Below are 23698 nucleotides of genomic sequence, written 5' to 3'. Positions count from 1 at the left end.
GAGGTGGCGTATAATACGCCCCTCACTTCGAGAGTCAAGCGATTGTTTTCGCTTTTCTTTCGGCGCCCGCTTCACCAGGAAGCTAGCTCATCAGTCCAGCGTGTTCCGCCGTGCTGGTAGGGGCGCATTATAGGGAGCGGCGCCGGGATGACAAGGGATTTTTGCAAAAATGCGTTCGTTTGCTGAAAAAGCGAACTGAACGCTCCAAAACTGCCACTTGGCACCACATTTACGCCGCTTTTTTGCTCAACTCTTCGCTTTGTGCCCGGATATAGTTGACCCAGCTGGTTGCCTTCTGTTGCCAGTTATCCTTTTGCTGCAGCTCACGGGCCAGTTCCAGCGCCTGGGCATACTGCTCCTTATTAAGGTGTGCCTGCACCAGCAACGCTTTGGCACGATTGCCTTGCTCGCCTTTCACCGACTTGATGGCGGCAAGCTGGGTCATGGCGGCATCTGTCTTGCCCTGTTGCAGCAGCAGTTCGGCGGCGCGCATGGCAGCTTTGGGCTGACCATGCTGGTTGGCCAGCTGCTGCCAGCTATCAACAGCTTGTGACCACTCCCGGGCACCTTCCCACAATTGAGCCAGCAGTTGGCGGTTTTCAGCACTTTGCTTCATCTGTCCCTTGGCCATGGCCGCTTCCAGCAGACGGGCACCACGATAAGGCAGCCCTTGCCAGGCATAGAGGCGGATCAGCTGATTGCGGGCTGACGCGTCATCCATCAGTTTTCTGTCGATAGCTGTTTGCAGCAATGCCAACGCCTGATCGCCGCGCTTGGCGGAGAGGTTGAGCGACACCGCCTGCTGCCACCATTTGCTCTCTGTCGGCTCGTGACGGATCAGCTCGGCCGCCTGATCGGCCGCCATACCATAACGTTGCTGGGCGGTGAGGGCGGAGAGACGAATGATGGCGGCCTGCTTCTGCCAACCCTTCTTCAGCAACTGTTCGCTCTGGCTGGCGGCGTCACCGTACTGCTTGTTGTGGTAATAGAGGCCGGCCAGACGCAGGCGCAGCCCATCGTCTTGCTTCAGTGCCAGTGCCGCCTTGTAGCTGGTGATGGCACCAGACCAGTTGGATTGCTGGGCCTGAATATCGCCGCGCAGTCGCAGCAGCTGGAGCTGTTGTTGCTCGGGCCACTCTTTATAGGCAAGGGCCTGTTCGACATAACGGCTCGCCTGGGCGGTCTGTTGCAGATTGGCCGCCAGCGAGGCTTGCAGCTGCGCCAGCCAGGCACGCTCGGCATCGCTATTTGGCTTGAGGCCGGATGCCTTGCTCTGGGCCTGTTGCCACTGACCAGACTGATAGAGCTTCATCACGGGTTCAAGCTGACGGGAGAAGTGAGGGCTGACCTCCATCGCCAGACAGGCTTGGCCGACCAGGGCCAGCAGACAGATCCAGATCCGCAACATAGTTAAGACTCCAGTTTGAATTTGAGCGTGATGACTTGCACCAGCTTGTCGGTGGCACCCGGTCTCGGCTGATAGCGCCACTTGTTGATCGCCTGAATGGCCGCCCGCTCGAACTGACGCTTGGGTTTGGCCTCGACCACTTCCACATCCTGCACGCCCCCTTCGGCATTCACGCTAAAGCGCAGGGTGACGAATCCTTCGATCCCTGACTGCTGGGCACGATAGGGGTAGACCGGCTCGATCCGTTGCAGCGGCATCAGCATGTCACCGGCGCCGATACTCGCCCCCTGCTGCTGGCCGTGATAGTTGCCACTCAATACCGGTGCGGTACTGGTCGCAACTCCGGGGGCATATACCTGCACCGCGCTGAGGCTGGAGACCAGATCCAGACTCGGCTCAACGGCCGCCAAGGGGGCCGCGGCGGGCATCGGCAGCGGTGTCGAGGCCAATGCGGCGGGAGGCTCTGGCAGAGGTTCAGGCTCCTGCGGCACCAGACGCTCGCGTACCTGCACTTCGGTCACCTCGTTCTGCATATTGATGACGATGGGCTTCTGCTCGCTCGCCACCTTCTCGCCCCGGGGCGGTTCAACCAGTGTGGCCATAAACAGCAGGATGCCCAGACTGAGGGCAACCCCCAGCCCCAGGCTCATCAGCTTGTATTTCATTTCAGCGCCACCGCCACAGCGATATTGGCGATGCCTGCCGCCTTGGCCTCATCCATCACCCGCACCACCTTGCCATGGGGCACTCGCTCGTCGGCCTGGATCACCAGGCTGGCATCAGGTTGCTCCGCCAGCAGACGGGCGATGGTGGCCTGCACCCGCTCCACATCGATCTGCTTGCGGTCGAGGAAGATCTGACCCTGAGCCCCGATCGCCAGCATGATGCTGGAAGATTTCTGCGCCTTGGCCTGACTGGCCTGGGGTCTGTGCACCTCGAGCCCTGCTTCGCGCACGAAGGAGGTGGTGACAATAAAGAAGATCAGCATGATGAACACGATATCCAGCATGGGGGTCATGTCGATCTGCACTTCGTCACGCTGGCGTTTGGATTGCCGTCTCATTGCATTACCTTCTCTTCTCGCAGGCCGTCCCGGGTCTTGGCCAGCGCACGCTTGGCCTGACTCTCGAGCCGACTGAGTAACAACACGCCGGAGAGCGCCACCACCATGCCTGCCATGGTGGGGATAGTGGCGCGGGAGATCCCGCCCGCCATGCTCTCCGGGTTAAAGCGGTTGGCCGCGGCCAACGCATCGAATACGCCGATCATGCCGGTCACAGTGCCCAGCAACCCCAGCATGGGGCAGAGCACCACCAGGGTGCGGATGAAGATCAGATGACGGTTCAGTTCCAGCTCCGCCTGCGCCAGCCAGCGGCTGCGGATCGCCCGGGCGTGCCAGCTGTGGCGCTCGCTGCGGGCCTGCCAGCGACCGAGCAGCTGTTGCTGCAACGGGCCGAAACCCAGATTGAGGTAGAGCAGCCGTTCGATCATCAAAATCCACATCAGCACCAGCAGGGCCAGAATGACCCAGAGCACCGGACCGCCACGGCCCATGAAGCTCTGCAGCTGTTGCCAGATGTCGAGCATCATGCTGCTCGCTCCATCCCGCCGTTATTGCTCTCGGCGCGCTCGGCCAGAATGCCGGCCACCTGCTGCTCAAGTACATTGGAAAGCTCGGTGAAGCGCGATTGCAGCAGGCTGTGGGCCAGGATCAGCGGAATGGCCGCAACCAGACCCTGTACCGTGGTAACCAGCGCCATGGAGATACCGCCCGCCATGATCTTGGGATCGCCGGTACCAAACTGGGTGATGGCCTGGAAGGTGCCGATCATCCCGGTCACGGTACCGAGCAGACCCAGCATGGGGGCGATGGCCGCGATTACCTTGACCATGCCGATGCCGCTCTCCATGCGAGGAGTCTCCTGCAGGATCGCCTCATCAAGACGCAGCTCGAGGGTCTCCATGCTCAGCTCGGGGTGTTTGTCCGCCACCGTCAGCACCCGGCCGAGGGCGTTGTCGGCGTGATACTCACCGCTCTTGAGCTGGCGGCGCACCCGACCCAGTTCGCGGGAGAGGCTCCACAGCCGTACCGCCGCAATTCCCAGACCGATAGCGGCCAGCAACACGATAATGGCGCCAACCTGACCACCTTGCTGTACCTGCTGCCAGAAGGTGGGTGCCTGTGCCAGCATCGCCAGCAGAGTGCCATGAGCAGGATCCAGCGGCAGCGCTTCCCCTTCCTGACCCTGATAAGCCGCAACGGCAGAGAGCACGCTACCGGGCAGACCCAGTACCGGGCTCAAGCCTTCGGCGGTCGGTTGCAGAAAGCCGTCACGCCCCAGCAGAGCAAAGCTGCCAACCCGGGTCAGCGACTGCTCGCTGGCAGCCCCCTGAGCATCGAGCACCTTGCCGTTGAACTGGGCAATCCGGCCAGATTCGCGGATCTCCTGCAGCAGCGTGGCGGGCAGCAGGGCGAGAGCAGCGCGATCCGGCACCTGTTTATCCTGTGCCATGGCTTTCAGCGGGGCGAGACGCTCCGGGTACTGGCCCTCGACGGCGGATTCGCTCAGCAGCTTGACCGCATCGCTGGCGCCCTGACGGGTGACCGCGAAGATCTCGTTCATGTCGCCGGAGGCTTGCTCCCACTGGGCGTTGAGCTCGACCAGCTGCTTCTCGTTGCTGGCGAACTTGCCAGCCAGCTCCTTGCTCAAGCGCTGGGCCTCGGCCAGTCTGGCGCGGGCAGTGCCGAGCTCCTTGGCAACGGTCGCCAGATCTTGCTGAGCCTGCTGTTCACGAGCCTGTTCCTGCTGCTGCCACTTATCGGCGACAGCGGCGTTAGCACCGCAGGAGAGGGCAATAAGGAGGGGGAACCACTTCATGGTGACTCTCATGATTGGGCCTCCTGACTGCGGCTGACAGAGAGGGGGACATTGAGCAACTGGGGAACTTTCTTGTCGGCGGCCACATCCATCGCCTCGGCGATGGGGGAGAGCCACTGGCTATCGAGGGCTTGCCACTGCTTCGCCTCGGCGGACCAGCGCCATGCCTGACTGCGATCCGCAGTCATTGCCAGCAGGGAGACCCGACCCAGCGCCAGCACATCGACCCGACGCGGGGCACCATCCAGCTCCAGCTCGGCGGAATAGCTGTCCATCCGGCTGCCGTATTCGGCTTCGATCTGATAGGCCTGCAGCAACTGACGGAATTTCTCCGCCTCGCTAACGTCTGCGCGAGCCAGGGTCGCTTTCAACTGTTCAACCCGCGCCAAACGATCTTCCTTGCGCAGCGGGATGTCGTTTTGCACCAGCTGTTCCAGATCTGCCTGCATCTGCAGCATCAGCGGGATCAAGCCCTGACGGGTCTCTTGTACCGCTTCCAGCTGCTGACTCAATTTACCCAGCTCATTTTGCTGATCGGCCACCAGAGATTGCATGTAGCGGTTGTAGGCTTCGAGGTCGCGCAGTTGCAGCTGGGCATTTTGCAGCTCCAGTCGTGCGGCAACGGCGGCATCGGCGGCTTTTTCCACCCGCTGCTGGGAGGCTTTGCCAGCAGCGATACTGTTCTTGAGGGCGGGAGCAACCAGCTCATCCCCGATGGCAGCAAAGTGGACTGACAGTGGCAGCAGGGCCACACCCCATAATTTGTTCATTGAAATACATCTTACTAATGATAACTATTATCATTATCTCAAATGCAGGGTGGACTGGCAACGAGAGGATTTTCTTGGCCTTTATGCACAAAAACAGGATAATTTTTAAGCACGCACGGAATAAGTGGCGCCAATAGCCACCACACAAATATAAATAACGAGAAAAAATCTTTTCGATCAGTGTGATAGAGATCGAAAAAGGAGAAAGTAATGCTCAACGATGCGATCTGGGAACATATCGACAAGTTCACCAAGGCAACAAAAACCAGCGATATCCAGCAACAGCTGGAGCGCTTCAGTCATCAAATGGGCTTTGATTACTTTCGGCTGCTAATAATTTTTCCCATCAGCATGCAAAAATCCCACGTGGCACTGTTCAACAACTGTCCGACCACCTGGTTTGACGCCTACAGCGAAAACCACTATCTGACCCAGGATCCAGTGGTCTATCTGGGGCTGAAACAGACCCAGCCCATCTTCTGGAACAAGCTCGACTGCGACTCTCCCTGGCTACCCAGCGCCAGCCGCGACGTGATGAACCTGGCTGCCGATTTCGGCGTGCGCAATGGTGTCTCCTTCCCGCTCCACACCCCGCAGGGAGAGCACGGCATTTTGTCATTCATCACCAAGGACAAATCCAACTCCGACCTGATGTTTGAAAATGTCCCGCTGCTGTCGTTCTGCGCCAGCTACATCTTCAACTCGGCGCTACAACTGATCAAAAGCAGGCCGGATATGATGAAATACCTGACCGAACTGTCGGATCGGGAGAAGGAGTGTCTGTTCTGGGCCAGTGAGGGCAAGACCTCCTGGGAGATAGCCACCATCCTCGGCATCACCGAGCGGACGGTGAACTTCCACCTGACCCAGGTGACCAACAAGACCGACTCCAAGAATCGCAGTCAGGCTATCGCCAAGGGGATCACCAGCGGCATCATAGTGCCCTCCCTCGACGAGGTCACCATCACCAACCTGCGGCTGTCGTAACCTCAGTCGCAACAAAAAGAGCCGCAAATGCGGCTCTTTTTCATTTCAGAGGATGGCTTACTCAACGGTCACCGATTTCGCCAGGTTGCGCGGCTGATCCACATCGGTGCCCTTGATCAGGGCGACGTGGTAGGAGAGCAGTTGCAGCGGCACGGTATAGACGATGGGGGCGATCACCTCTTCCACATGGTTGAGGTTCATGACCCGCATGGTCTGGTCGCTCTTGAAGCCGGTATCGGCATCGGCGAACACGTAGAGAATCCCGCCACGGGCGCGCACCTCTTCCACGTTGGACTTGAGCTTCTCCAACAGATCGTTGTTCGGCGCCACCACAATGATGGGCATCTCGGCATCGATCAGCGCCAGCGGGCCGTGCTTCAGTTCACCAGCGGCGTAGGCTTCGGCGTGGATGTAGGAGATCTCTTTGAGCTTGAGCGCCCCTTCCATGGCGATGGGGTACTGGCTGCCACGGCCGAGGAACAGGCTGTGCTGCTTGTCGGCAAACTCTTCGGCCAGGGTTTCGATATCCTTGGCCAGCGCCAGACTCTCTTTAATACGCAGCGGCAGGGCTTGCAGCGCCTTGACCAGCTCGGCCTCGGCGGCGGCACTCAGGTTGCCACGGCAGTGACCGACGGAGGCCACCAGCATCAGCAGACCGGCCAGCTGGGTGGTGAACGCCTTGGTGGAGGCTACCCCAATCTCGGCACCGGCACGGGTCATGAAAGCCAGATCCGATTCACGCACCAGCGAGGAGCCCGGCACGTTGCAGATAGCCAGCGAGCTCATGTAGCCGGACTCCTTGGCCAGACGCAGCGCCGCCAGGGTATCGGCGGTCTCGCCACTCTGGGAGAGGGTCACCAGCAGGCTGTTGGGGCGTACTACCGATTTGCGATAGCGGAACTCGGAGGCAATCTCCACATCGCAGGAGACGCCAGCGATCTCTTCAAACCAGTAGCGGGCCACCATGCCGGAGTGATAGGAGGTGCCACAGGCGACGATCTGCACGTGCTCGACCTTGTCAAAGATGGCGCGCGCCCCGTTGCCAAACGATTCAACTACCACGTGATCGCTGCCCAACCGTCCTTCCAGGGTGTTGGTGATCGCTTTGGGCTGCTCGTGGATCTCTTTGAGCATGTAGTGGCGGTATTCGCCCTTGTCACCGGCATCGTGGGAGAGTTCGGACTCCTGCTCTACGCGCACCACGGCGTTACCGTTGCTATCGAAGATGTGCACATCACGACGGGTCACTTCGGCCACGTCGCCCTCTTCCAGGAAGATGAAGCGACGGGTCACCGGCAGCAGCGCCATCTGGTCGGAGGCGATAAAGTTCTCACCGATGCCACGACCGATCACCAGCGGGGAGCCGGAGCGGGCAACCACCACGCGGCTGTCGTCGCGGCTATCCATCACCACGGTACCGTAGGCACCGCGCAGCTGCTTCACCGCAATCTGCATGGCGGCCAGCAGGCTATCGGCGCGCTTCAATTCGTGATGCACCAGATGGGCGATCACTTCGGTATCGGTGTCGGAGCTGAACACATAGCCCAGCGCCTGCAGCTCTTCCCGCAACGCTTCGTGGTTCTCGATGATGCCGTTGTGCACCACTACGATATGCTCGGAAACGTGAGGGTGGGCGTTACGCTCGGAAGGCTCGCCATGGGTAGCCCAACGGGTATGGGCAATACCGGTACCACCATGGACGGACTGCTCGTCGAGCGCCTTGGCCAGCTCGGCCACCTTGCCCAGACGGCGAACCCGCTGCAACGGCTGGTTGGCGCTGAACACGGCCACACCGGCGGAGTCATAACCGCGGTACTCCAGACGGCGCAGGCCCTCTACCAGAATTTCAGCCACATCACGTTGGGCGACAGCCCCGACGATGCCACACATACACTTCTCCTTGAGATGCAAAAACGTTGATTCGGTTATGTTCCGTGCTCTGTATCAGCAGGCGAGCGGGGCACAGATAAGCTGGATGCCCTGAGCCTGAATATGTTCTCTGGCTTCGCTGGCCAAACCATCATCGGTGATGACGGTCTGAATGCTGGACCAGGGCAGTTCGAGATTGGGGATCTTGCGGCCGATCTTTTCCGATTCGACCATCACAATGACCTCCCGCGACACCTCAGCCATGACGCGCGACAGGCCCACCAGCTCGTTGAAGGTGGTGGTACCCCGCTCCGGGTCGATGCCGTCGGCACCGATAAAGAGCTGGTCGAAGTCATAGGATCGCAGCACCTGTTCCGCCACCTGCCCCTGGAAGGATTCGGAGTGAGGGTCCCAAGTGCCACCGGTCATTAACAGGGTAGGCTCATTTTCCAGCTCGCGCAGGGCACCGGCCACATTGAGTGAGTTGGTCATCACGATGAGGCCGCGCTTGTTGCCCAGCATGGGGATCATGGCGCTGGTGGTGCTGCCGCTGTCGATGATGACGCGGTTGTGATCTCGCAGCCGCTCGGCCGCCGCACGGGCAATGGCTAACTTTCGGTTAGAAACTTGTTCGGGATTGGCCTCGACCACCATCTCGCTGGGCAAGGGGACGGCGCCACCGTAACGGCGCAGCAGCAGACCGCCGGTCTCCAGTACGGCCAGATCTTTACGGATGGTCACTTCAGAGGTAGCAAAGTGTTTGGCAAGGGCGTCGACACTCACTTCACCCTGCTCTTGTACCAGGGTCACTATGGTGTGGCGGCGTTGTTGAGTATTACGTTTGGTCATCTTTAAGTTTCGATTCGAAAGAGCATCGAAATATTAGCCCCTTTTTCGGAAAAATAAAACAGCAAATAGGATCCGATTTGGTTCGATGCCAGAATGGGGGGCCAATTTGCGACGAGGATGCCATGCAAAAGAGAGTCATCTGGCTGGTGGAGGATGAGGCCAGCATCGCCGACACCCTGATTTACGCCCTGCAGACCGACGGGTTCGAGGTGGAGTGGTTCATGTTGGGCCAGCAGTTACTGACACGACTGGAACAGACGCGACCCGACTTCTTGATCCTCGATGTGGGGCTGCCCGACATCAGCGGCTTCGAACTCTGCAAGCAGGTGAGGGCGCTGACCGATATTCCCCTGATGTTCCTCACCGCCCGCAGCGAGGAGATAGACCGGCTGATCGGGCTGGAGATCGGTGCCGATGACTATGTGGCCAAACCCTTCTCGCCACGGGAAGTGTGCGCCCGGGTGCGGGTCATCCTGCGCCGCAGCCAGCCCGTCACCCCCCAACCCAGCGCTCTGCTGGTGCTGGATGAGGAGCGGGCCCGCATCCATTTTCGCGGCCAGCCGCTGGCCCTCACCCGCTACGAATATCTGCTGCTCAAGACCCTGGTGCAGGCGCCGGGGCGGGTCTACTCCCGCCAGCAGCTGATGGATCTGGTGTGGCAGGATGCGGAGGAGAGTCTGGATCGTACCGTCGATACCCACATCAAGACCATCCGCGCCAAGCTGCGCGAACATGATCCCGAGGCCAACCTGATCCTCACCCATCGCGGGCTGGGCTACAGCCTGGAGCTGGCATGAGACTTGGGTTGCAACTACTGTGCGGCCTGCTGCTGATCTTCGCGCTGGCCGCCTGGTTCGTGCTGGAGATCTTCGTCAAGGAGATCAAACCCGGGGTGCGCAGCGCCACCGAGGATACTTTGGTAGACATGACCCAGCTGCTGGCGCCGCTCGCGCTCGATGATCTGAAAGAGGGCAATATGATGAACGGGCGGTTGGCCAGCGCCTTCGCCCGCCTCAACCAGAATCCCATCAATGCGATGATCGATGGCCACCTCAAGCAGCAGGCGGAGTATCGCATCTATGTCACTGACCAGAAGGGCATGGTGATTTACGACTCCGACGGCACGGATCTGGGCAAAGACTATTCGCGCTGGAACGATGTCTACCGCACACTGCGTGGCCAGTATGGCGCCCGCAGCACCCGCACCGATCCCGACGATGCCGCCAGCTCGACCATGTATGTGGCGGCGCCGCTGCGGGAGGGGACAGAGATCATCGGCTCCCTCACCGTCGCCAAACCCAATCGCACCCTGATGCCCGCCATTGAGCGGGGGGAACAGGAACTGCTGCGGGCCGGCGGCCAGATGCTGCTCATCTCGCTGCTGATCGGCAGCCTGCTGGTGTGGTGGCTCAACCGCGCCATCGGCAAACTGGTGCACTACGCCGACTCGGTCAGCAAGGGGGAGGCGGCACCGCTGCCACGGCTGCACACCGTCGAGCTGGATCGGCTCGGCCGCTCGCTTGAGACCATGCGCCACCAGCTCGATGGCAAAAGCTACATCGAAGCCTATGTGCACAGCCTGACCCACGAGCTGAAGAGCCCGCTGGCAGCCATTCGTGGTGCAGGGGAGATTTTGGCCGAAACGCCGCCTCCCGAAGTCGCCAAACGCTTTATCGGCAACATCAATCTGGAAACCGCGCGCATGCAGCAGCTGATCGAGCGAATGCTGCAACTGGCGCGGCTGGAGTCGGGGCAGGGGCTGGATCGCCAGTCGGTGGAACCGGCAAAACTGGGAAAGCGCACCCTCGATGCTCGCCAGATCATCGCCCAGCGCCGTCAGGTGGCGCTGGTAGCCGAGCTGGCCAGCGCGCCGAAACAGAAGTGGGATCCCCTGTTGGTGGAGCAGGCCATCGGCAACCTGCTGGATAACGCCATCGACTTCTCTCCCGCCAATGGGCAGGTCACTCTGAGCGGCAGCCAGCAGGAGGAGGGCTACTGTTTTCGGGTCACCGACAGCGGCCCCGGCATTCCCGACTACGCATTGCCACGCATCTTCGAGCGCTTCTACTCGCTGCCACGACCGGACAAGGGCAAGAGCAGCGGTCTGGGGCTCAGTTTCGCCCATGAGGTGGCCCACCAGCATGGCGGTCGCCTGACCCTGAGCAACCAGCAGGAAGGAGGCGCGCTGGCGGAACTCTGGCTGCCGTTCGCCTAGTCACCTCCCGCAACTTCACATTCCCCACACAAAGCGGCGTTAAACTTCCGCCTTATCTTATTGATTAGCCTCATCCATTTGCTCAAGGAAATGCTATGTCCCGCCTGCTTCTCTCCTGCCTGCTGGCTGCCGGTCTGCTCGCAGCCCTGCCAGCCTCCGCCGCCAGCGGCTGCTTTCTCTATGCTGACGGCAACGGTCAGACCCTCTCCAGCGAAGGGGACTGCTCCAGCCAGCTGCCGCCCGCGTCCACCTTCAAGATCCCGCTCGCGCTGATGGGCTATGACAGCGGCTTTCTGGTAGATGAAAAGCATCCGGCGCTGCCCTACAAGCCGAGCTACGATGGCTGGCTGCCCGCCTGGCGCGAAACCACTACCCCACGCCGCTGGGAAACCTACTCGGTCGTCTGGTTCTCCCAGCAGATCACCGAATGGCTGGGGATGGAACGTTTCCAGCAATATGTCGACCGCTTCGACTACGGCAACCGTGATCTCTCCGGCAATCCGGGCAAACATGACGGCCTGACCCAGGCCTGGCTCAGTTCCAGCCTAGCCATCAGTCCGGAGGAGCAGGCCCGCTTCCTCGGCAAGATGCTGAGCGGCAAGCTGCCGGTTTCGGCGCAAACCCTGCAGTACACCACCAATATCCTCAAGGTGAGCGAGATCGAGGGCTGGCAGATCCACGGCAAGACCGGCATGGGCTACCCGAAGAAGCTGGATGGCAGCCTCAACCGCGATCAGCAGATCGGCTGGTTCGTCGGCTGGGCCAGCAAACCGGGCAAGCAGCTGATCTTCGTCCATACCGTGGTGCAGAAGCCCGGCAAACAGTTCGCCTCCCTCAAGGCGAAAGAAGAGGTGCTGGCAGCATTGCCCGAGAAACTGAAGACCCTGTAATTCCTCCAGAAACCGGCGTAATGCCGGTTTTTTTTATCCCCCTTCACCGCCACTTCACACAAGCCCGTCCCCCCTTCACCTGAGGCTGACAGACTCGCTCCATCCAACAAGGAGACGTGTCATGGTCAAACAGATATTCACCCACAAGATCTTTCTACTGCTGTTGCTCAGCCTGCTGTTGATGGTGCCGGTGCAATCCATCATGGAGCTCAACCGGGAGCGTCAGGCTTACCGCAGTCAGGCCATTCACAGCATCATGGCCAGCAGCAGCGGCCCGCAACGGCTGATGGGGCCGATCATAGTGCAGCCCTATACCCGCTCGGTGACGGTCGAGCAGGAGGGCAAACGCTTCGTCCGTCAGGAGCAGATCTACCGCTACCTGCTGCCGGAGCAGCTGGATATCAAGGCCAACATGGAGGTCACCCCACGCAAGCTGGGCATCTATCAGGCGCAGGTCTATCAGACCCGGCTCACCCTCTCGGGCCACCTTCCCACCCGACAGAGTCTGCTGAATAACGCGACCTCACCGCTTGGTGAAACGGCCGAGCTGGTGGCGGGTAAACCCTACCTCAGTCTGGTGCTCTCCGATGCCCGCGGTATCAACAGCGTCCCCGAGCTGCAACTCGGTACACAGCGGATCCCGTTTGCCCCCGGCGCCCGTCTCGGTGACGCGCTGGCGGGTATCCATGCCCCGCTCGACAGCCTGCCCCAACAGGATGGCACCTTTCATCTGGAGCTCAATCTGCAAGGGATGAACGCCCTCGACATAGTGCCGCTGGGCAAGGAGAGCACTCTGCTGCTGGCGGGCAACTGGCCACATCCCAACTTTATCGGCGACTTTCTGCCAGGCAGTCGCACCCTGAGCCAACAAGGGTTTGAGGCCAACTGGCAAACCAGCTGGTTCGCCAGCGACATGGAGACCCGCTTCAACCGGATGATGAACGGGGGCGATAGCAATCTTTCCACCTTCAGCGTCAGTCTGGTGCAGCCGGTGGATCACTATCAGCTCAACGAGCGGGCGGCCAAATATGCCCTGCTGTTTATCGGCCTCACCTTTATCAGCTTCTTCATGTTCGAGCTGCTCAAGAGGCTGCGGGTCCACCCGATCCAGTACGCGCTGGTGGGCATGGGGCTGGCCATCTTCTATCTGGTGCTGCTGGCACTGACCGAGCACCTCGGCTTTGGTTGGGCCTATCTGGTGGCCGCGCTGGCCAGCGTGCTACTCAACGGCTTCTATCTCAGCCATGTGCTGGGCGGCCCGAAGCAAGGACTTGGCTTTGCGGCCCTGCTCGGGCTGGTCTATGCCATCCTCTACAGTCTGCTGCAGGCCGAAGAGATCGCCTTGCTGCTCGGCGCCCTGCTGCTGTTCGCCACCCTGGCGCTGATCATGCTGCTGACCCGCAAGCTCGACTGGTATCAGGTGATGGAGTACCGCGCACCTGCCACTACATGGACCACCCCCCAGTCATCGAGCAGTGACACCAACCATCAGCTATAAGCCAAAAGCAAAAAAACCGGCGCCATCAGGCGCCGGTTCTATTTTATTGATCGGGCATCACTTCTTCTTGACCGGGCGAGCCCAGTTCTGGATATGGCGCTGGGGCACCCGGGTGATCACCAGCTCATTCTCGGCTACATCCTTGGTGATGGTGGAACCCGCCCCCAGGGTGGCCCCCTTGCCGATCCGCACCGGCGCCACCAGCTGGGTATCGGAGCCGACGAAGACGTCGTCCTCGATGATGGTCTGGAACTTGTTCACGCCGTCGTAGTTGCAGGTGATGGTACCGGCACCGATATTCACCTTGGCACCCACCTCGGCATCCCCCAGATAGGTGAGGTGACCACACTTGGAGCCAACCCCCAGCCGGGCCTTCTTCATCTCGACGAAGTTGCCGACGTGGGCATCCTGCTCCAGCACAGCACCCGGGCGTAGACGGGCAAACGGGCCGACCGAGCACTGATCCGCCACCTGAGCCCCTTCAACGATGGAGTAGGGCTTCACTTCAGTGTGATCGCCGATCACGCAATCCTTCAGCACGGCACCGGCACCGATACGAACGTGGTTGCCGAGAGTTACCTTGCCTTCGATGATGACGTTGACGTCGATCACCACCTCTTCACCGATTTCAAGGGTGCCACGCAGATCGAAGCGGGCCGGGTCGATCAGGGTAGCACCGGCGATCATCAGCTTCTCGGCCTGCATCTGCTGGTAGCTGCGCTCAAGGGCAGCCAGCTGCACCCGGTTGTTGGCCCCTTCCACCTCGGCGGCACGCTCCGGATGGACCGCTGCTATCGGGCAGCCATCGGCGTGCGCCATGGCGATGACGTCGGTCAGGTAGAACTCACCTTGGGCGTTCTTGTTATCCAGACGGGAGAGCCAGCTGCGCAGCTGACCACCGTTGGCCACCAGCACGCCGGTGTTCACTTCACGAATGGTCAGCTGCTCGGCGCTGGCATCCTTCTGCTCGACGATACCGACCACATGGCCGTTTTCACGGACGATGCGGCCATAGCCGGTGGGGTTGTCCAGCACCACGGTCAGCAGGGCCATGCCATCGCTTGCCTTGGCGGCCAGCAGCCGCTGCAGGGTTTCCGGTTGAATGAGCGGAGTGTCGCCGTAGAGCACCAGCACATCGTCTTCATCCTGCCAGAACGGGATGGCCTGGGCGACGGCGTGACCTGTGCCCAGTTGCTGCGCCTGCAGTACCCAGTTCACATCGGCCGCCACGATCCGCTCTTTCAGCAGCTCGGCCCCGTGGCCATAAACCAGATGCAGTTGCTCGGCACCCACCTGACGGGCGGTATCGATCACATGGGAAACCATGGGTTTATTGGCTACCGGGTGCAGTACCTTGGGCAAGGAGGAGCGCATGCGGGTGCCTTTACCCGCAGCCAGGATCACGACGTTGAGGGACATAAATTGGCCTTTGAAACATGAGAAATACTCGGCGGAGTCTATCTAACGGGTAAAAAAAAAGCGACCCGAAGGTCGCTTTTTACATCACCGTTATTAGCGGTAATTCTTTTTGACGATATCGATGACGCGCAGTTGCGCCATCGCCTTGGCCAGCTCGGTGGCAGCCTGGGCGTAGTCGATATCACCATGGGAGCTGTGGATCCGCTCTTCCGCTGCGCGCTTGGCTTCCTGGGCTTTCGCCTCATCCAAGTCGTCAGCACGAATTGCAGTGTCCGCCAGCACGGTCACGGATTCAGGTTGTACTTCCAGCATACCGCCGGAGATGTACAGCACCTCTTCAGTTCCGTTCTGCTTCACCAAGCGGACCAGGCCCGGCTTGATGGCAGTCAGCAACGGAGCATGACCGTGGCGGAGACCCAACTCACCTTCGGAGCCTGATACCTGAGCAGTTTGCACGCGGCCGGAAAACAGTTTTCCTTCGGCGCTCACCACATCCAGGTGAAAGGAGATCATCTCTGCCATGGGCCCTCCTGTCGAGGCTTACAGTTTCTTGGCTTTCTCGACGACTTCGTCGATACCGCCAACCATGTAGAACGCCTGCTCGGGCAGATCGTCATACTCGCCTTTCAGGATGCCCTGGAAACCACGGATGGTCTCTTTCAGCGGCACGTATTTACCCGGAGAACCGGTAAACACTTCTGCTACGAAGAACGGCTGGGACAGGAAGCGCTCGATCTTACGGGCACGGGCTACGGTCAGTTTGTCTTCTTCTGACAGTTCATCCATGCCCAGGATGGCGATGATGTCCTTCAGCTCTTTGTAGCGCTGCAGTACGGTCTGAACGCCACGAGCAGTCTCGTAGTGCTCTTTGCCAACCACCAGCGGATCCAGCTGACGAGAGGTAGAGTCCAGCGGGTCAACGGCCGGGTAGATACCCAGTGCCGCGATTTGACGGGACAGTACGACAGTCGCATCCAGGTGGGCGAAGGTGGTCGCAGGAGATGGGTCAGTCAAGTCATCCGCAGGAACGTAAACGGCCTGTACGGAGGTGATGGAACCGGTCTTGGTGGAGGTGATACGTTCCTGCAGAACACCCATCTCCTCGGCCAGGGTCGGCTGGTAACCTACTGCGGAAGGCATACGGCCCAGCAGTGCGGATACCTCGGTGCCCGCGAGCGTGTAACGGTAGATGTTGTCCACGAAGAACAGCACGTCACGACCTTCGTCACGGAACTTCTCGGCCATGGTCAGGCCGGTCAGCGCAACGCGCAGACGGTTTCCGGGCGGCTCGTTCATCTGACCGTAAACCAGAGATACTTTGTCCAGTACGTTGGACTCCATCATCTCGTGGTAGAAGTCGTTACCCTCACGGGTACGCTCACCTACACCGGCGAATACAGAGTAACCACTGTGTTCGATCGCGATGTTACGGATCAGCTCCATCATGTTTACGGTTTTGCCTACACCGGCACCACCGAACAGACCAACCTTACCACCCTTGGCGAACGGGCATACCAGGTCGATAACCTTGATGCCGGTCTCCAGCAGATCGTTGCTGTTGGACTGATCTTCGTAGCTGGGGGCAGCGCGGTGGATAGACCAGCGCTCTTCTTCACCGATCGGACCTTTTTCGTCGATTGGCTCACCCAGTACGTTCATGATCCGACCCAGGGTCGATACGCCGACCGGCACCTGGATGGATTTACCGCTATTCATTACTTCCAACCCACGACGCAGACCGTCGGAGGAGCCCATGGTGATGCAACGAACGACGCCGCCACCGATCTGTTGCTGAACTTCCAGCACCAGACCCTGGCCTTGACCTTCGCTAACGACCTTCAGTGCATCGTACACCTGGGGCACGGCATTCTGCGGGAACTCGATGTCCACCACAGCGCCGATGATTTGGACGATGAAACCGTTACTCATGTCAAATCCTCTAAACCTTTGATAACCCTTGCCTTACACCGCAGCAGCACCGGATACGATCTCTGTCAGCTCCTGGGTAATACTGGCCTGACGGGCCTTGTTGTATACCAGTTGCAGATCGTTAATCAGGTTAGTGGCGTTGTCAGTCGCGGCTTGCATGGCAACCATTCTGGCTGCCTGTTCACTTGCCAAGTTTTCCACTACGCCCTGGTACACCTGAGATTCGACATAACGAACCAGCAGGGTATCCAGCAGCTTCTTGGGATCCGGCTCATAGAGGTAATCCCAGTGGTGTGCCTTGGCGAGCTTGCTGTCTTCAGTTACGGGCAAAGGCAGCAGTTGATCGACCCGTGGTTGCTGCACCATGGTGTTGACGAACTTGTTGTACACCAGATACAGCTTGTCAATCTCACCGTTGTCGTAAGCCTTCAGCATGACCTTGACTGAACCAATCAGGTCATTGACGCTCGGGTTATCGCCCAGTCCTGCGACTTGAGCTTTCACCTTGGCGCCGTGCCGTTCAAAGAAGTTGGAGGCCTTGCTACCAACCAGAGCCGTGTCTACTTGGGCTCCTTTCGCGCTCCACTGCTTCATATCATTGAGGGCAGCCTTGAACAGGTTGATGTTCAAACCGCCACACAGGCCACGGTCGGTGGAGACGACGATGTAACCCACTCGCTTGACCTCACGTTCGATGAGGTAGGGGTGCTTGTATTCCAAGTTCCCCTGAGCGATATGGCCGATCACCTTGCGCATGGTTTCAGCGTACGGACGGCTGGCACGCATGCGCTCTTGCGCACGGCGCATCTTGCTTGCTGCCACCATATCCATAGCGCTGGTGATCTTCTGAGTGCTTTTCACACTCCCGATCTTGTTACGTATCTCTTTTGCGCCGGCCATCTCTTCTCTCCATCAGGTGGCAACTTGCGCTGCCACACATGCTTACCAAGTCTGAGTTGCCTTGAAGTCGTCCAGCAACGCAGTCAGCTTACCAACGATCTCGTCGTTGTAGTCGGCCTTGGCATTGATTTCAGCCATCAGCGAACCATGCTGGGTATTGGCGTAAGAGAGCAGAACGCCTTCGAAATCGACGACCTTGTTCAGCTCGACATCAGCAAGGTAGCCCTTCTCGGCGGCGAACAACACCAGAGACTGGTGAGCCACGCTCAGCGGAGAGTACTGCTTCTGCTTCATCAGCTCGGTCACTTTCACACCGTGATCCAGCTGCTTGCGAGTCGCCTCATCCAGATCGGAAGAGAACTGGGCGAATGCCGCCAGTTCGCGATACTGGGCCAGCGCGGTACGGATACCACCGGACAGCTTCTTGATGATCTTGGTCTGAGCCGCACCACCTACACGGGATACGGAGATGCCCGGGTCAACGGCCGGACGGATACCGGAGTTGAACAGCTGGGTGGTCAGGAAGATCTGGCCGTCGGTGATGGAGATTACGTTGGTCGGAACGAACGCGGACACGTCACCCGCCTGGGTTTCGATGATCGGCAGCGCGGTCAGAGAACCAGTCTTGCCCTTCACTTCACCCTTGGTGAACTTCTCAACGTACTCTTCGTTGACGCGAGCAGCACGCTCGAGCAGACGGGAGTGCAGATAGAAAACGTCACCCGGGTAAGCTTCACGTCCTGGTGGACGGCGCAACAACAGGGAGATCTGGCGATAAGCTACGGCCTGTTTGGACAGGTCATCATAGATGATCAGCGCGTCTTCACCGCGGTCACGGAAGTACTCACCCATTGAGCAACCGGCATAAGGTGCCAGGTACTGCAGGGCAGCCGCTTCAGAGGCAGAGGCAACCACCACAATGGTGTTGGCCAGGGCGCCGTGCTCTTCCAGCTTGCGCACCACGTTGGCGATGGTGGAGGCCTTTTGGCCAATCGCAACGTAGACACACTTAATGCCGGAATCTTTCTGGTTGATGATGGTGTCGATCGCGATGGCGGTCTTACCAACCTGACGGTCACCGATGATCAGCTCACGCTGGCCACGACCGATAGGGATCATGGCATCGATGGCTTTCAGACCGGTCTGGACCGGCTGGTCAACAGACTGACGCTCGATAACGCCCGGGGCGATCACTTCGATCGGCGAGAAGCCGTCATTGTCGATCGGACCTTTACCGTCGATCGGCTGACCCAGGGTGTTCAACACCCGGCCCAACAGACCACGACCTACCGGCACTTCCAGAATACGGCCAGTACCTTTTACTTTCATTCCTTCTGACAGACCGTCATAGGAACCCATAATCACCGCACCGACGGAGTCACGCTCCAGGTTCAATGCCAGAGCGTAGCGGTTGCCCGGCAGCTCGATCATCTCACCCTGCATGGCATCAGCCAGGCCGTGAATACGAATGATACCGTCGCTCACAGAGACGATAGTACCTTCGTTACGCGCTTCGCTCTTTACATCAAACTGCGCAATGCGCTGCTTGATCAGCTCGGCGATTTCAGTGGAATTCAGTTGCATGCTCTAATACCCCAATCAAGATTGCAGCGCGTCAGCCATGCGATCCAGCTTACCGCGGACTGTGCCGTCGATTACCAGATCACCGGCCTTGATGAGCACCCCGGCCATCAAGGACGCATCGATGCTGCAATTCAGCTTCACTTTGCGCGCGAGACGTTGTTCCAGAGAAGCCTGAATATTGGCTTTCTGCTGGTCGGTCAGTTCGATCGCCGAAATCACGTCAGCCTGAACTTCTTTATCCAGTTCAGCCTTGAACGCTACAAATTCAGCAACGACCGCCGGCAGCACACCCAAGCGACCATTCTCGGCCATCACCCGGATCAGGTTCTGGCCATGCACGTCGAGTTGCTCACCGCAGATACCGACAAACAGCGTTGCCAGCTCTTCGGCAGCCACAGAGCCGTTTACCAGGTTGTGGATGGTCTCGTTTTCCGCTACTTGCGCAGCGAAACCGAGCATACCCAGCCACTGGTCAACCGCCTTGTGCTCAACGGCAAACTCGAAAGCAGCCTTGGCGTAGGGGCGAGCGATTGTAGTCAGTTCAGACATAGCCCCGTTCCCGTTACAGTTCTGCTACCAGTTTGTCGACGATGTCGCTGTTGGCAGCCTGGTCGATTTGACGCGCCAGGATCTTCTCTGCACCAGCAATGGCAAGAGCAGCAACCTGCTTACGCAGTTCTTCTTTGGCACGATGACGTTCAGCTTCGATCTCGGCACGGCCCTGAGCCAGGATTTTCTCCCGTTCAGACTGGGCACCAGCGGCAGCTTCATCAATGATCTGAGCTTTACGTTTGTTAGCCTGTTCAATGATTTCAGCAGCCTGCTGCTTGGCTTCTTTCAGCTGATCGGTGGCGTTGGCCTTGGCCAAATCCAGATCTTTCTTGGCTCGTTCTGCAGAAGAGAGACCGTCAGCAATGGCTTTCTGACGAGCTTCGATGGCAGCAATCAGCGGCGGCCATACGTACTTCATGCAAAACACTACGAAGAAGAAAAAAGCAATTGCTTGGCCGAGGAGGGTGGCATTGATATTCACAGCCGATGTCCTCTTAAGTTAGTTAATGGGTTATGCCTGGAGAGTCGTAACGACTTAGCCAGCAACCGCAAACATCACATACAGACCCAGACCAACGGCGATCATCGGGATCGCATCCACCAGACCCATTACGATGAAGAACTGGGTACGCAGAACAGGGATCAGATCCGGTTGACGAGCAGCACCTTCCAGGAACTTGCCCCCCAGGATACCGATACCGATGGAAGCGCCGATAGCAGCCAGACCCATCATCATTGCAGCAGCGATGTACAGCAGGTCCATGTTCAAGTTTTCCATGAGGATCTCCAGTTATTTAGATGTAATTGATTGTATAAAAATGATTATTTGAGTTGCATCAACCATGGTCTTCCTGCGCCATCGACAGATAGACGATGGTCAGAACCATGAAAATGAATGCCTGCAAAGTGATGATCAGGATGTGGAAAATTGCCCAAGGCACGGACAGGATCCACTGTGACCACCAGGGTAACAAACCCGCAATCAGGATAAAGATCAGTTCGCCAGCATACATGTTGCCGAACAGTCGAAGACCCAGAGAAACAGGTTTGGAAATCAGCGTAACAGTTTCCAGGATGAAGTTAACCGGGATGGCCGCCGGGTGGTTGAAAGGCTGAAGCGTCAGCTCCTTCACAAACCCGCCGATACCCTTGACCTTGATGCTGTAGTACAGGATCAAGAAGAACACGCCCAAAGCCATGGACATGGTGATGTTAACGTCAGCAGAGGGAACCACACGCAGATAGGGAATACCCATCAATTGTGCAGCGTGAGGAATAAAGTCAACGGGGATCAGATCCATGAAGTTCATCAGGAAGATCCAGACAAACACCGTCAGCCCCAAAGGTGCGATGACCTTGTTGCGACCGTGAAAGATGTCTTTGACGTTACCATTCACAAACTCGACCAGCATCTCCACAAAGCACTGCAGCTTACCCGGCACACCGCTGGTAGCGTTAACGGCTACTTTGCGGAACAACAGGATAAACAGGGCGCCTAGCACGACGGAAAATATCATTGAGTCGATATTGACCGTCCAGAACCCGGACCCGACTTGAAGGTGGGTCAGGTGGTGGGAGATATATCCCTGAGGAGTCAGGACTTCTCCGGTTGCAGACATGAGTTTTCCTAATAGTGGTTGTTAAGCGTGAATGAAACCATCCACTGTACAACGAGGGCGAGGATATAAGTGGCGAAAAACGAGACGGTAACGACCTCGACTCCCGCACCAAACATCAGGGCGAATAGACCTGTTGTAGAAATGAGCTTAATCCCTGCCCCACCATAAAAGTCCCGCAAAACCAGGCCCACACTCTCGGTTGTCACCTTGCGGCGCAGCACCCAGACAGTAAACAAGGCTTGAGGAACCCAGTACATCCCCCCTCCGTAGAGGGCGGAATAACCGGCGCTGGCACCAGTCAGGTAAAACCAGACGGCACTCATCGCCAGGATCAGGATGAGCTGACAAACGAGCATAACCAAGGCCAGTGTCAAACCTTCCAAGGCTATTTTCTGCTTCACCAACCTACCCCTGAACATTACAGAACTGTAAAAAATCGGGATCCGAAGACCCCATGTTAACAGCTCTTAAATCCGGTTAAATTATACCCTTGATGGCAGCTATTGCAATATGACAAAAATCCTTAATTTTTGCGGCTTTCCGCGGCAAATAAGGGTTATGGTCATATCAAAAGGAATGGATGTTTTATTACTACAAAAAGCGTAAAAATCACGATTCCGACACGCCAAAATAGCCCAATATACGGTCCAAATCGGACAAGCTCTCGTAACTTATTACTAACTTCCCGCTATCCCGCTTGCCAGGCTGAAGTTGCACCTGATTGCCAATTTTGTCTGCCAGTTGGCGCTCCAGGTAGTCGATCTGCGGGTCACGGGCCGGTTCGACCCGATCTTTTGCCGGCTCGAGCGTTTTTTGCACCAGCTTCTCGGTATCACGCACGGTCAACCCCTTCTGGGCAACTTGCTTGGCCAGTTCGGACTGGGCCTGACCGCTCAGGGCCAGCAAGGCACGGGCATGACCCATATCGAGATCGCCATGCTCGACAAAACGCTTCACATCGTCGTTGAGCTGGTTGAGGCGCAACAGGTTGGTCACTGTGGTGCGGGACTTGCCCACCGCCTCGGCCACCTGCTGGTGGGTGAGTTCGAATTCGGTCAGCAATCGCTGCAGCGCGACCGCTTCTTCGATGGCATTGAGATCTTCGCGCTGAATGTTCTCAATCAGCGCGATAGCCACCGCAGCCTCGTCGGGCACATCCTTGACGATACAGGGCACCACATCGAGACGGGCCAGCTGGGAGGCACGCCAGCGCCGTTCACCGGCGATGATTTCGAAGGATTGCTCACCAAGGGGGCGTACTACTATGGGCTGGATCACCCCCTGGGCGCGGATGGAGTTGGCCAGCTCCTCCAGGGCATCCTGGGACATGTCCTTGCGGGGCTGGTACTTGCCGGAGCGCAACCACTCCACCGGCAGCTTGCGCAGCTCGCTCTGATGGGTCGGAAGCATGGCCTGCTCGGTACGTTGATCGCTCATCACCTGTTTCTGGCGGGCAGCCGTGCTGGTACTGAGCAGAGCATCCAGCCCCTTGCCCAGTCCACGTTTTTTCAGCGTCATATGCTCTCTCGGTCTGCGATGGTCGCCTGACGCTCCTGCTCCTGGCGACGGAGGATCTCGCCTGCCAGCGCCAAGTAGGCCTTGGCGCCCACCGATGATTTGTCATAGTGCATGGCCGGAGCCCCGAAACTCGGCGCCTCCGCCAGTCTCACGTTGCGAGGAATGATGGTGCGGTAGACTTTGTCGCCAAAGTGCTGTTTTAGCTGATCGGACACATCATTGGCCAGCCGGTTGCGGTGATCGAACATGGTGCGCAGCACCCCTTCGATCTTGAGCTCCGGATTGACCACGGCAGCCAGCTTGCTGATGGTATCGACCAGGGCGGTGAGCCCCTCCAGCGCGTAATACTCGCACTGCATGGGCACCAGCACGGAGTCGGCGGCGGCCATGGCGTTCACGGTCAGCATGTTGAGAGAGGGTGGGCAGTCGATGAAGACGTAGTCGTATTTGTCCCGCACCGAGGCGAGCGCGTTGCGCAGGCGGATCTCGCGGGCAAAGAACTCCATCAGACGGATTTCGGCCGCGGTCACGTCGGCGTTGGCGGCGATCAGGTGATAGCCCCCGGAAGTTTCAGGGATGATCACTTCGCTGATGGGGGCATCCTCGATCAGCAGCTCATAGGCGGTGCGCTCGACGTCATACTTGTCGACACCGCTGCCCATGGTGGCATTGCCCTGCGGATCCAGATCGATCACCAGCACCTTGCGCCGGGTGGCAGCCAGGGAGGCGGCCAGATTCACACAGGTGGTGGTTTTACCCACTCCACCCTTCTGGTTGGCTATGGCGATGACTTTTCCCACACGATCCCCTAA

At 58.7% G+C, this 23698-nt stretch carries 25 protein-coding genes; 5 read left to right on the top strand and 20 right to left on the bottom strand.

All coding sequences use genetic code 11. The features are described 5' to 3' along the window. Positions 1-229: 229 nt before the first annotated feature. Genes BN1125_RS15720 through BN1125_RS15695 form a run of 6 tightly spaced genes read right to left on the bottom strand, consistent with a single transcriptional unit; the run spans position 230 to position 5057 of the window. Entirely contained in the window at positions 230-1408 is a 1179-nt protein-coding gene (locus BN1125_RS15720; RefSeq protein ID WP_042013377.1) for a tetratricopeptide repeat protein, read from the bottom strand. Positions 1409-1410: 2 nt separating this feature from the next. After that, positions 1411-2073, bottom strand: a complete 663-nt coding sequence (locus BN1125_RS15715; protein WP_042013375.1) for a TonB family protein — start codon at positions 2071-2073, stop codon at positions 1411-1413. Then, positions 2070-2471: an ExbD/TolR family protein gene (locus BN1125_RS15710; RefSeq protein ID WP_042013373.1), complete on the bottom strand. Its 402-nt coding sequence runs from the start codon at positions 2469-2471 to the stop codon at positions 2070-2072. The genes BN1125_RS15715 and BN1125_RS15710 overlap by 4 nt, the downstream gene beginning before the upstream one ends. Further along, positions 2468-2998, bottom strand: coding sequence for a MotA/TolQ/ExbB proton channel family protein (locus BN1125_RS15705; RefSeq protein ID WP_005339367.1), 531 nt, complete (start codon positions 2996-2998; stop codon positions 2468-2470). The genes BN1125_RS15710 and BN1125_RS15705 overlap by 4 nt, the downstream gene beginning before the upstream one ends. Beyond that, complete coding sequence (locus tag BN1125_RS15700) at positions 2995-4299, bottom strand: MotA/TolQ/ExbB proton channel family protein (protein ID WP_042013371.1); 1305 nt, start codon at positions 4297-4299, stop codon at positions 2995-2997. The genes BN1125_RS15705 and BN1125_RS15700 overlap by 4 nt, the downstream gene beginning before the upstream one ends. After that, positions 4296-5057, bottom strand: a complete 762-nt coding sequence (locus BN1125_RS15695) for a DUF3450 domain-containing protein (protein WP_005357258.1) — start codon at positions 5055-5057, stop codon at positions 4296-4298. The genes BN1125_RS15700 and BN1125_RS15695 overlap by 4 nt, the downstream gene beginning before the upstream one ends. 210 nt (positions 5058-5267) lie before the next feature. Between BN1125_RS15695 and BN1125_RS15690 the strand changes: the two genes are divergently transcribed. Continuing rightward, complete coding sequence (locus tag BN1125_RS15690; RefSeq protein ID WP_042013370.1) at positions 5268-6044, top strand: helix-turn-helix transcriptional regulator; 777 nt, start codon at positions 5268-5270, stop codon at positions 6042-6044. A gap of 57 nt (positions 6045-6101) precedes the next feature. Here BN1125_RS15690 and glmS read toward each other — a convergent pair whose 3' ends face one another. Further along, the gene (gene glmS / locus BN1125_RS15685; protein WP_042013369.1) at positions 6102-7934 is read right to left on the bottom strand and encodes a glutamine--fructose-6-phosphate transaminase (isomerizing); all 1833 of its coding nucleotides are present in this window, start codon (positions 7932-7934) and stop codon (positions 6102-6104) included. A gap of 54 nt (positions 7935-7988) precedes the next feature. Beyond that, positions 7989-8762, bottom strand: coding sequence for a DeoR/GlpR family DNA-binding transcription regulator (locus BN1125_RS15680; protein ID WP_042013367.1), 774 nt, complete (start codon positions 8760-8762; stop codon positions 7989-7991). A 122-nt stretch (positions 8763-8884) separates the two neighbouring features. Between BN1125_RS15680 and blrA the strand changes: the two genes are divergently transcribed. From blrA to creD, 4 genes are all read left to right on the top strand, one after another. Continuing rightward, positions 8885-9559, top strand: a complete 675-nt coding sequence (gene blrA / locus BN1125_RS15675; protein WP_042013366.1) for a beta-lactam response regulator transcription factor BlrA — start codon at positions 8885-8887, stop codon at positions 9557-9559. Further along, a complete protein-coding gene (gene blrB / locus BN1125_RS15670) occupies positions 9556-10977 on the top strand; it encodes a beta-lactam sensor histidine kinase BlrB (protein ID WP_042013364.1) in 1422 nt (473 codons plus the stop codon). The genes blrA and blrB overlap by 4 nt, the downstream gene beginning before the upstream one ends. A 95-nt stretch (positions 10978-11072) precedes the next feature. Beyond that, positions 11073-11867 (top strand): OXA-12 family class D beta-lactamase, encoded by a 795-nt coding sequence (blaOXA, locus tag BN1125_RS15665; RefSeq protein ID WP_042013363.1) that lies wholly within the window; start codon positions 11073-11075, stop codon positions 11865-11867. 121 nt (positions 11868-11988) lie between these two features. Further along, on the top strand, positions 11989-13365 hold the full coding sequence (creD, locus tag BN1125_RS15660) for a cell envelope integrity protein CreD (protein WP_042013362.1): 1377 nt from the start codon (positions 11989-11991) through the stop codon (positions 13363-13365). 57 nt (positions 13366-13422) lie between these two features. On the opposite strand, the gene glmU is transcribed toward creD, so the two are convergent. The 12 genes from glmU to BN1125_RS15600 form a co-directional block, all read right to left on the bottom strand. Beyond that, entirely contained in the window at positions 13423-14784 is a 1362-nt protein-coding gene (gene glmU, locus BN1125_RS15655) for a bifunctional UDP-N-acetylglucosamine diphosphorylase/glucosamine-1-phosphate N-acetyltransferase GlmU (RefSeq protein ID WP_042013361.1), read from the bottom strand. Between the two features lie 93 nt (positions 14785-14877). Further along, positions 14878-15306, bottom strand: a complete 429-nt coding sequence (locus BN1125_RS15650; protein WP_005342354.1) for a F0F1 ATP synthase subunit epsilon — start codon at positions 15304-15306, stop codon at positions 14878-14880. An 18-nt stretch (positions 15307-15324) separates the two neighbouring features. Continuing rightward, entirely contained in the window at positions 15325-16713 is a 1389-nt protein-coding gene (gene atpD, locus BN1125_RS15645; protein ID WP_042013360.1) for a F0F1 ATP synthase subunit beta, read from the bottom strand. Positions 16714-16746: 33 nt separating this feature from the next. Then, positions 16747-17613, bottom strand: a complete 867-nt coding sequence (gene atpG / locus BN1125_RS15640) for a F0F1 ATP synthase subunit gamma (protein ID WP_042013359.1) — start codon at positions 17611-17613, stop codon at positions 16747-16749. 42 nt (positions 17614-17655) lie between these two features. Continuing rightward, positions 17656-19197 (bottom strand): F0F1 ATP synthase subunit alpha, encoded by a 1542-nt coding sequence (atpA, locus tag BN1125_RS15635; protein WP_042013357.1) that lies wholly within the window; start codon positions 19195-19197, stop codon positions 17656-17658. 15 nt (positions 19198-19212) lie between these two features. Beyond that, positions 19213-19746, bottom strand: a complete 534-nt coding sequence (gene atpH / locus BN1125_RS15630) for a F0F1 ATP synthase subunit delta (protein ID WP_042013355.1) — start codon at positions 19744-19746, stop codon at positions 19213-19215. A 13-nt stretch (positions 19747-19759) separates the two neighbouring features. Then, positions 19760-20230 carry a F0F1 ATP synthase subunit B gene (gene atpF / locus BN1125_RS15625; protein ID WP_042013354.1) on the bottom strand — a complete coding sequence of 157 codons (471 nt, stop codon included), beginning with the start codon at positions 20228-20230 and terminating at the stop codon, positions 19760-19762. Positions 20231-20284: 54 nt separating this feature from the next. Then, entirely contained in the window at positions 20285-20527 is a 243-nt protein-coding gene (gene atpE / locus BN1125_RS15620; protein ID WP_005307205.1) for a F0F1 ATP synthase subunit C, read from the bottom strand. Positions 20528-20585: 58 nt separating this feature from the next. Further along, entirely contained in the window at positions 20586-21368 is a 783-nt protein-coding gene (gene atpB / locus BN1125_RS15615) for a F0F1 ATP synthase subunit A (RefSeq protein ID WP_042013352.1), read from the bottom strand. Between the two features lie 8 nt (positions 21369-21376). Next, complete coding sequence (locus BN1125_RS15610) at positions 21377-21787, bottom strand: ATP synthase subunit I (RefSeq protein WP_019445506.1); 411 nt, start codon at positions 21785-21787, stop codon at positions 21377-21379. Positions 21788-21977: 190 nt separating this feature from the next. Further along, the gene (locus BN1125_RS15605; RefSeq protein ID WP_042013351.1) at positions 21978-22886 is read right to left on the bottom strand and encodes a ParB/RepB/Spo0J family partition protein; all 909 of its coding nucleotides are present in this window, start codon (positions 22884-22886) and stop codon (positions 21978-21980) included. Next, positions 22883-23686 (bottom strand): ParA family protein, encoded by an 804-nt coding sequence (locus BN1125_RS15600; protein WP_042013350.1) that lies wholly within the window; start codon positions 23684-23686, stop codon positions 22883-22885. The genes BN1125_RS15605 and BN1125_RS15600 overlap by 4 nt, the downstream gene beginning before the upstream one ends. Positions 23687-23698 lie beyond the last annotated feature (12 nt).

The organism is Aeromonas fluvialis (assembly GCF_000819885.1).
Taxonomy (GTDB): Bacteria; Pseudomonadota; Gammaproteobacteria; order Enterobacterales; family Aeromonadaceae; genus Aeromonas; species Aeromonas fluvialis.
The sequence above is the reverse complement of the archived record's forward strand: the minus strand, read 5'-3'. Positions and strand labels throughout refer to the sequence as shown.

Excerpts from the sequence above, each read along its gene's own strand:
- atpH (WP_042013355.1), bottom strand. The coding sequence starts at position 19,746 with ATGTCTGAACTGACTACAATCGCTCGCCCCTACGCCAAGGCTGCTTTC.
- atpE (WP_005307205.1), bottom strand. The coding sequence starts at position 20,527 with ATGGAAAACTTGAACATGGACCTGCTGTACATCGCTGCTGCAATGATG.
- BN1125_RS15715 (WP_042013375.1), bottom strand. The coding sequence starts at position 2,073 with ATGAAATACAAGCTGATGAGCCTGGGGCTGGGGGTTGCCCTCAGTCTG.
- BN1125_RS15710 (WP_042013373.1), bottom strand. The coding sequence starts at position 2,471 with ATGAGACGGCAATCCAAACGCCAGCGTGACGAAGTGCAGATCGACATG.
- atpB (WP_042013352.1), bottom strand. The coding sequence starts at position 21,368 with ATGTCTGCAACCGGAGAAGTCCTGACTCCTCAGGGATATATCTCCCAC.
- BN1125_RS15705 (WP_005339367.1), bottom strand. The coding sequence starts at position 2,998 with ATGATGCTCGACATCTGGCAACAGCTGCAGAGCTTCATGGGCCGTGGC.
- BN1125_RS15610 (WP_019445506.1), bottom strand. The coding sequence starts at position 21,787 with ATGTTCAGGGGTAGGTTGGTGAAGCAGAAAATAGCCTTGGAAGGTTTG.
- BN1125_RS15650 (WP_005342354.1), bottom strand. The coding sequence starts at position 15,306 with ATGGCAGAGATGATCTCCTTTCACCTGGATGTGGTGAGCGCCGAAGGA.
- blaOXA (WP_042013363.1), top strand. The coding sequence starts at position 11,073 with ATGTCCCGCCTGCTTCTCTCCTGCCTGCTGGCTGCCGGTCTGCTCGCA.
- atpD (WP_042013360.1), bottom strand. The coding sequence starts at position 16,713 with ATGAGTAACGGTTTCATCGTCCAAATCATCGGCGCTGTGGTGGACATC.
- BN1125_RS15605 (WP_042013351.1), bottom strand. The coding sequence starts at position 22,886 with ATGACGCTGAAAAAACGTGGACTGGGCAAGGGGCTGGATGCTCTGCTC.
- BN1125_RS15695 (WP_005357258.1), bottom strand. The coding sequence starts at position 5,057 with ATGAACAAATTATGGGGTGTGGCCCTGCTGCCACTGTCAGTCCACTTT.
- BN1125_RS15690 (WP_042013370.1), top strand. The coding sequence starts at position 5,268 with ATGCTCAACGATGCGATCTGGGAACATATCGACAAGTTCACCAAGGCA.
- glmS (WP_042013369.1), bottom strand. The coding sequence starts at position 7,934 with ATGTGTGGCATCGTCGGGGCTGTCGCCCAACGTGATGTGGCTGAAATT.
- glmU (WP_042013361.1), bottom strand. The coding sequence starts at position 14,784 with ATGTCCCTCAACGTCGTGATCCTGGCTGCGGGTAAAGGCACCCGCATG.
- atpA (WP_042013357.1), bottom strand. The coding sequence starts at position 19,197 with ATGCAACTGAATTCCACTGAAATCGCCGAGCTGATCAAGCAGCGCATT.
- creD (WP_042013362.1), top strand. The coding sequence starts at position 11,989 with ATGGTCAAACAGATATTCACCCACAAGATCTTTCTACTGCTGTTGCTC.
- blrA (WP_042013366.1), top strand. The coding sequence starts at position 8,885 with ATGCAAAAGAGAGTCATCTGGCTGGTGGAGGATGAGGCCAGCATCGCC.
- BN1125_RS15720 (WP_042013377.1), bottom strand. The coding sequence starts at position 1,408 with ATGTTGCGGATCTGGATCTGTCTGCTGGCCCTGGTCGGCCAAGCCTGT.
- BN1125_RS15680 (WP_042013367.1), bottom strand. The coding sequence starts at position 8,762 with ATGACCAAACGTAATACTCAACAACGCCGCCACACCATAGTGACCCTG.
- atpG (WP_042013359.1), bottom strand. The coding sequence starts at position 17,613 with ATGGCCGGCGCAAAAGAGATACGTAACAAGATCGGGAGTGTGAAAAGC.
- BN1125_RS15700 (WP_042013371.1), bottom strand. The coding sequence starts at position 4,299 with ATGAGAGTCACCATGAAGTGGTTCCCCCTCCTTATTGCCCTCTCCTGC.
- blrB (WP_042013364.1), top strand. The coding sequence starts at position 9,556 with ATGAGACTTGGGTTGCAACTACTGTGCGGCCTGCTGCTGATCTTCGCG.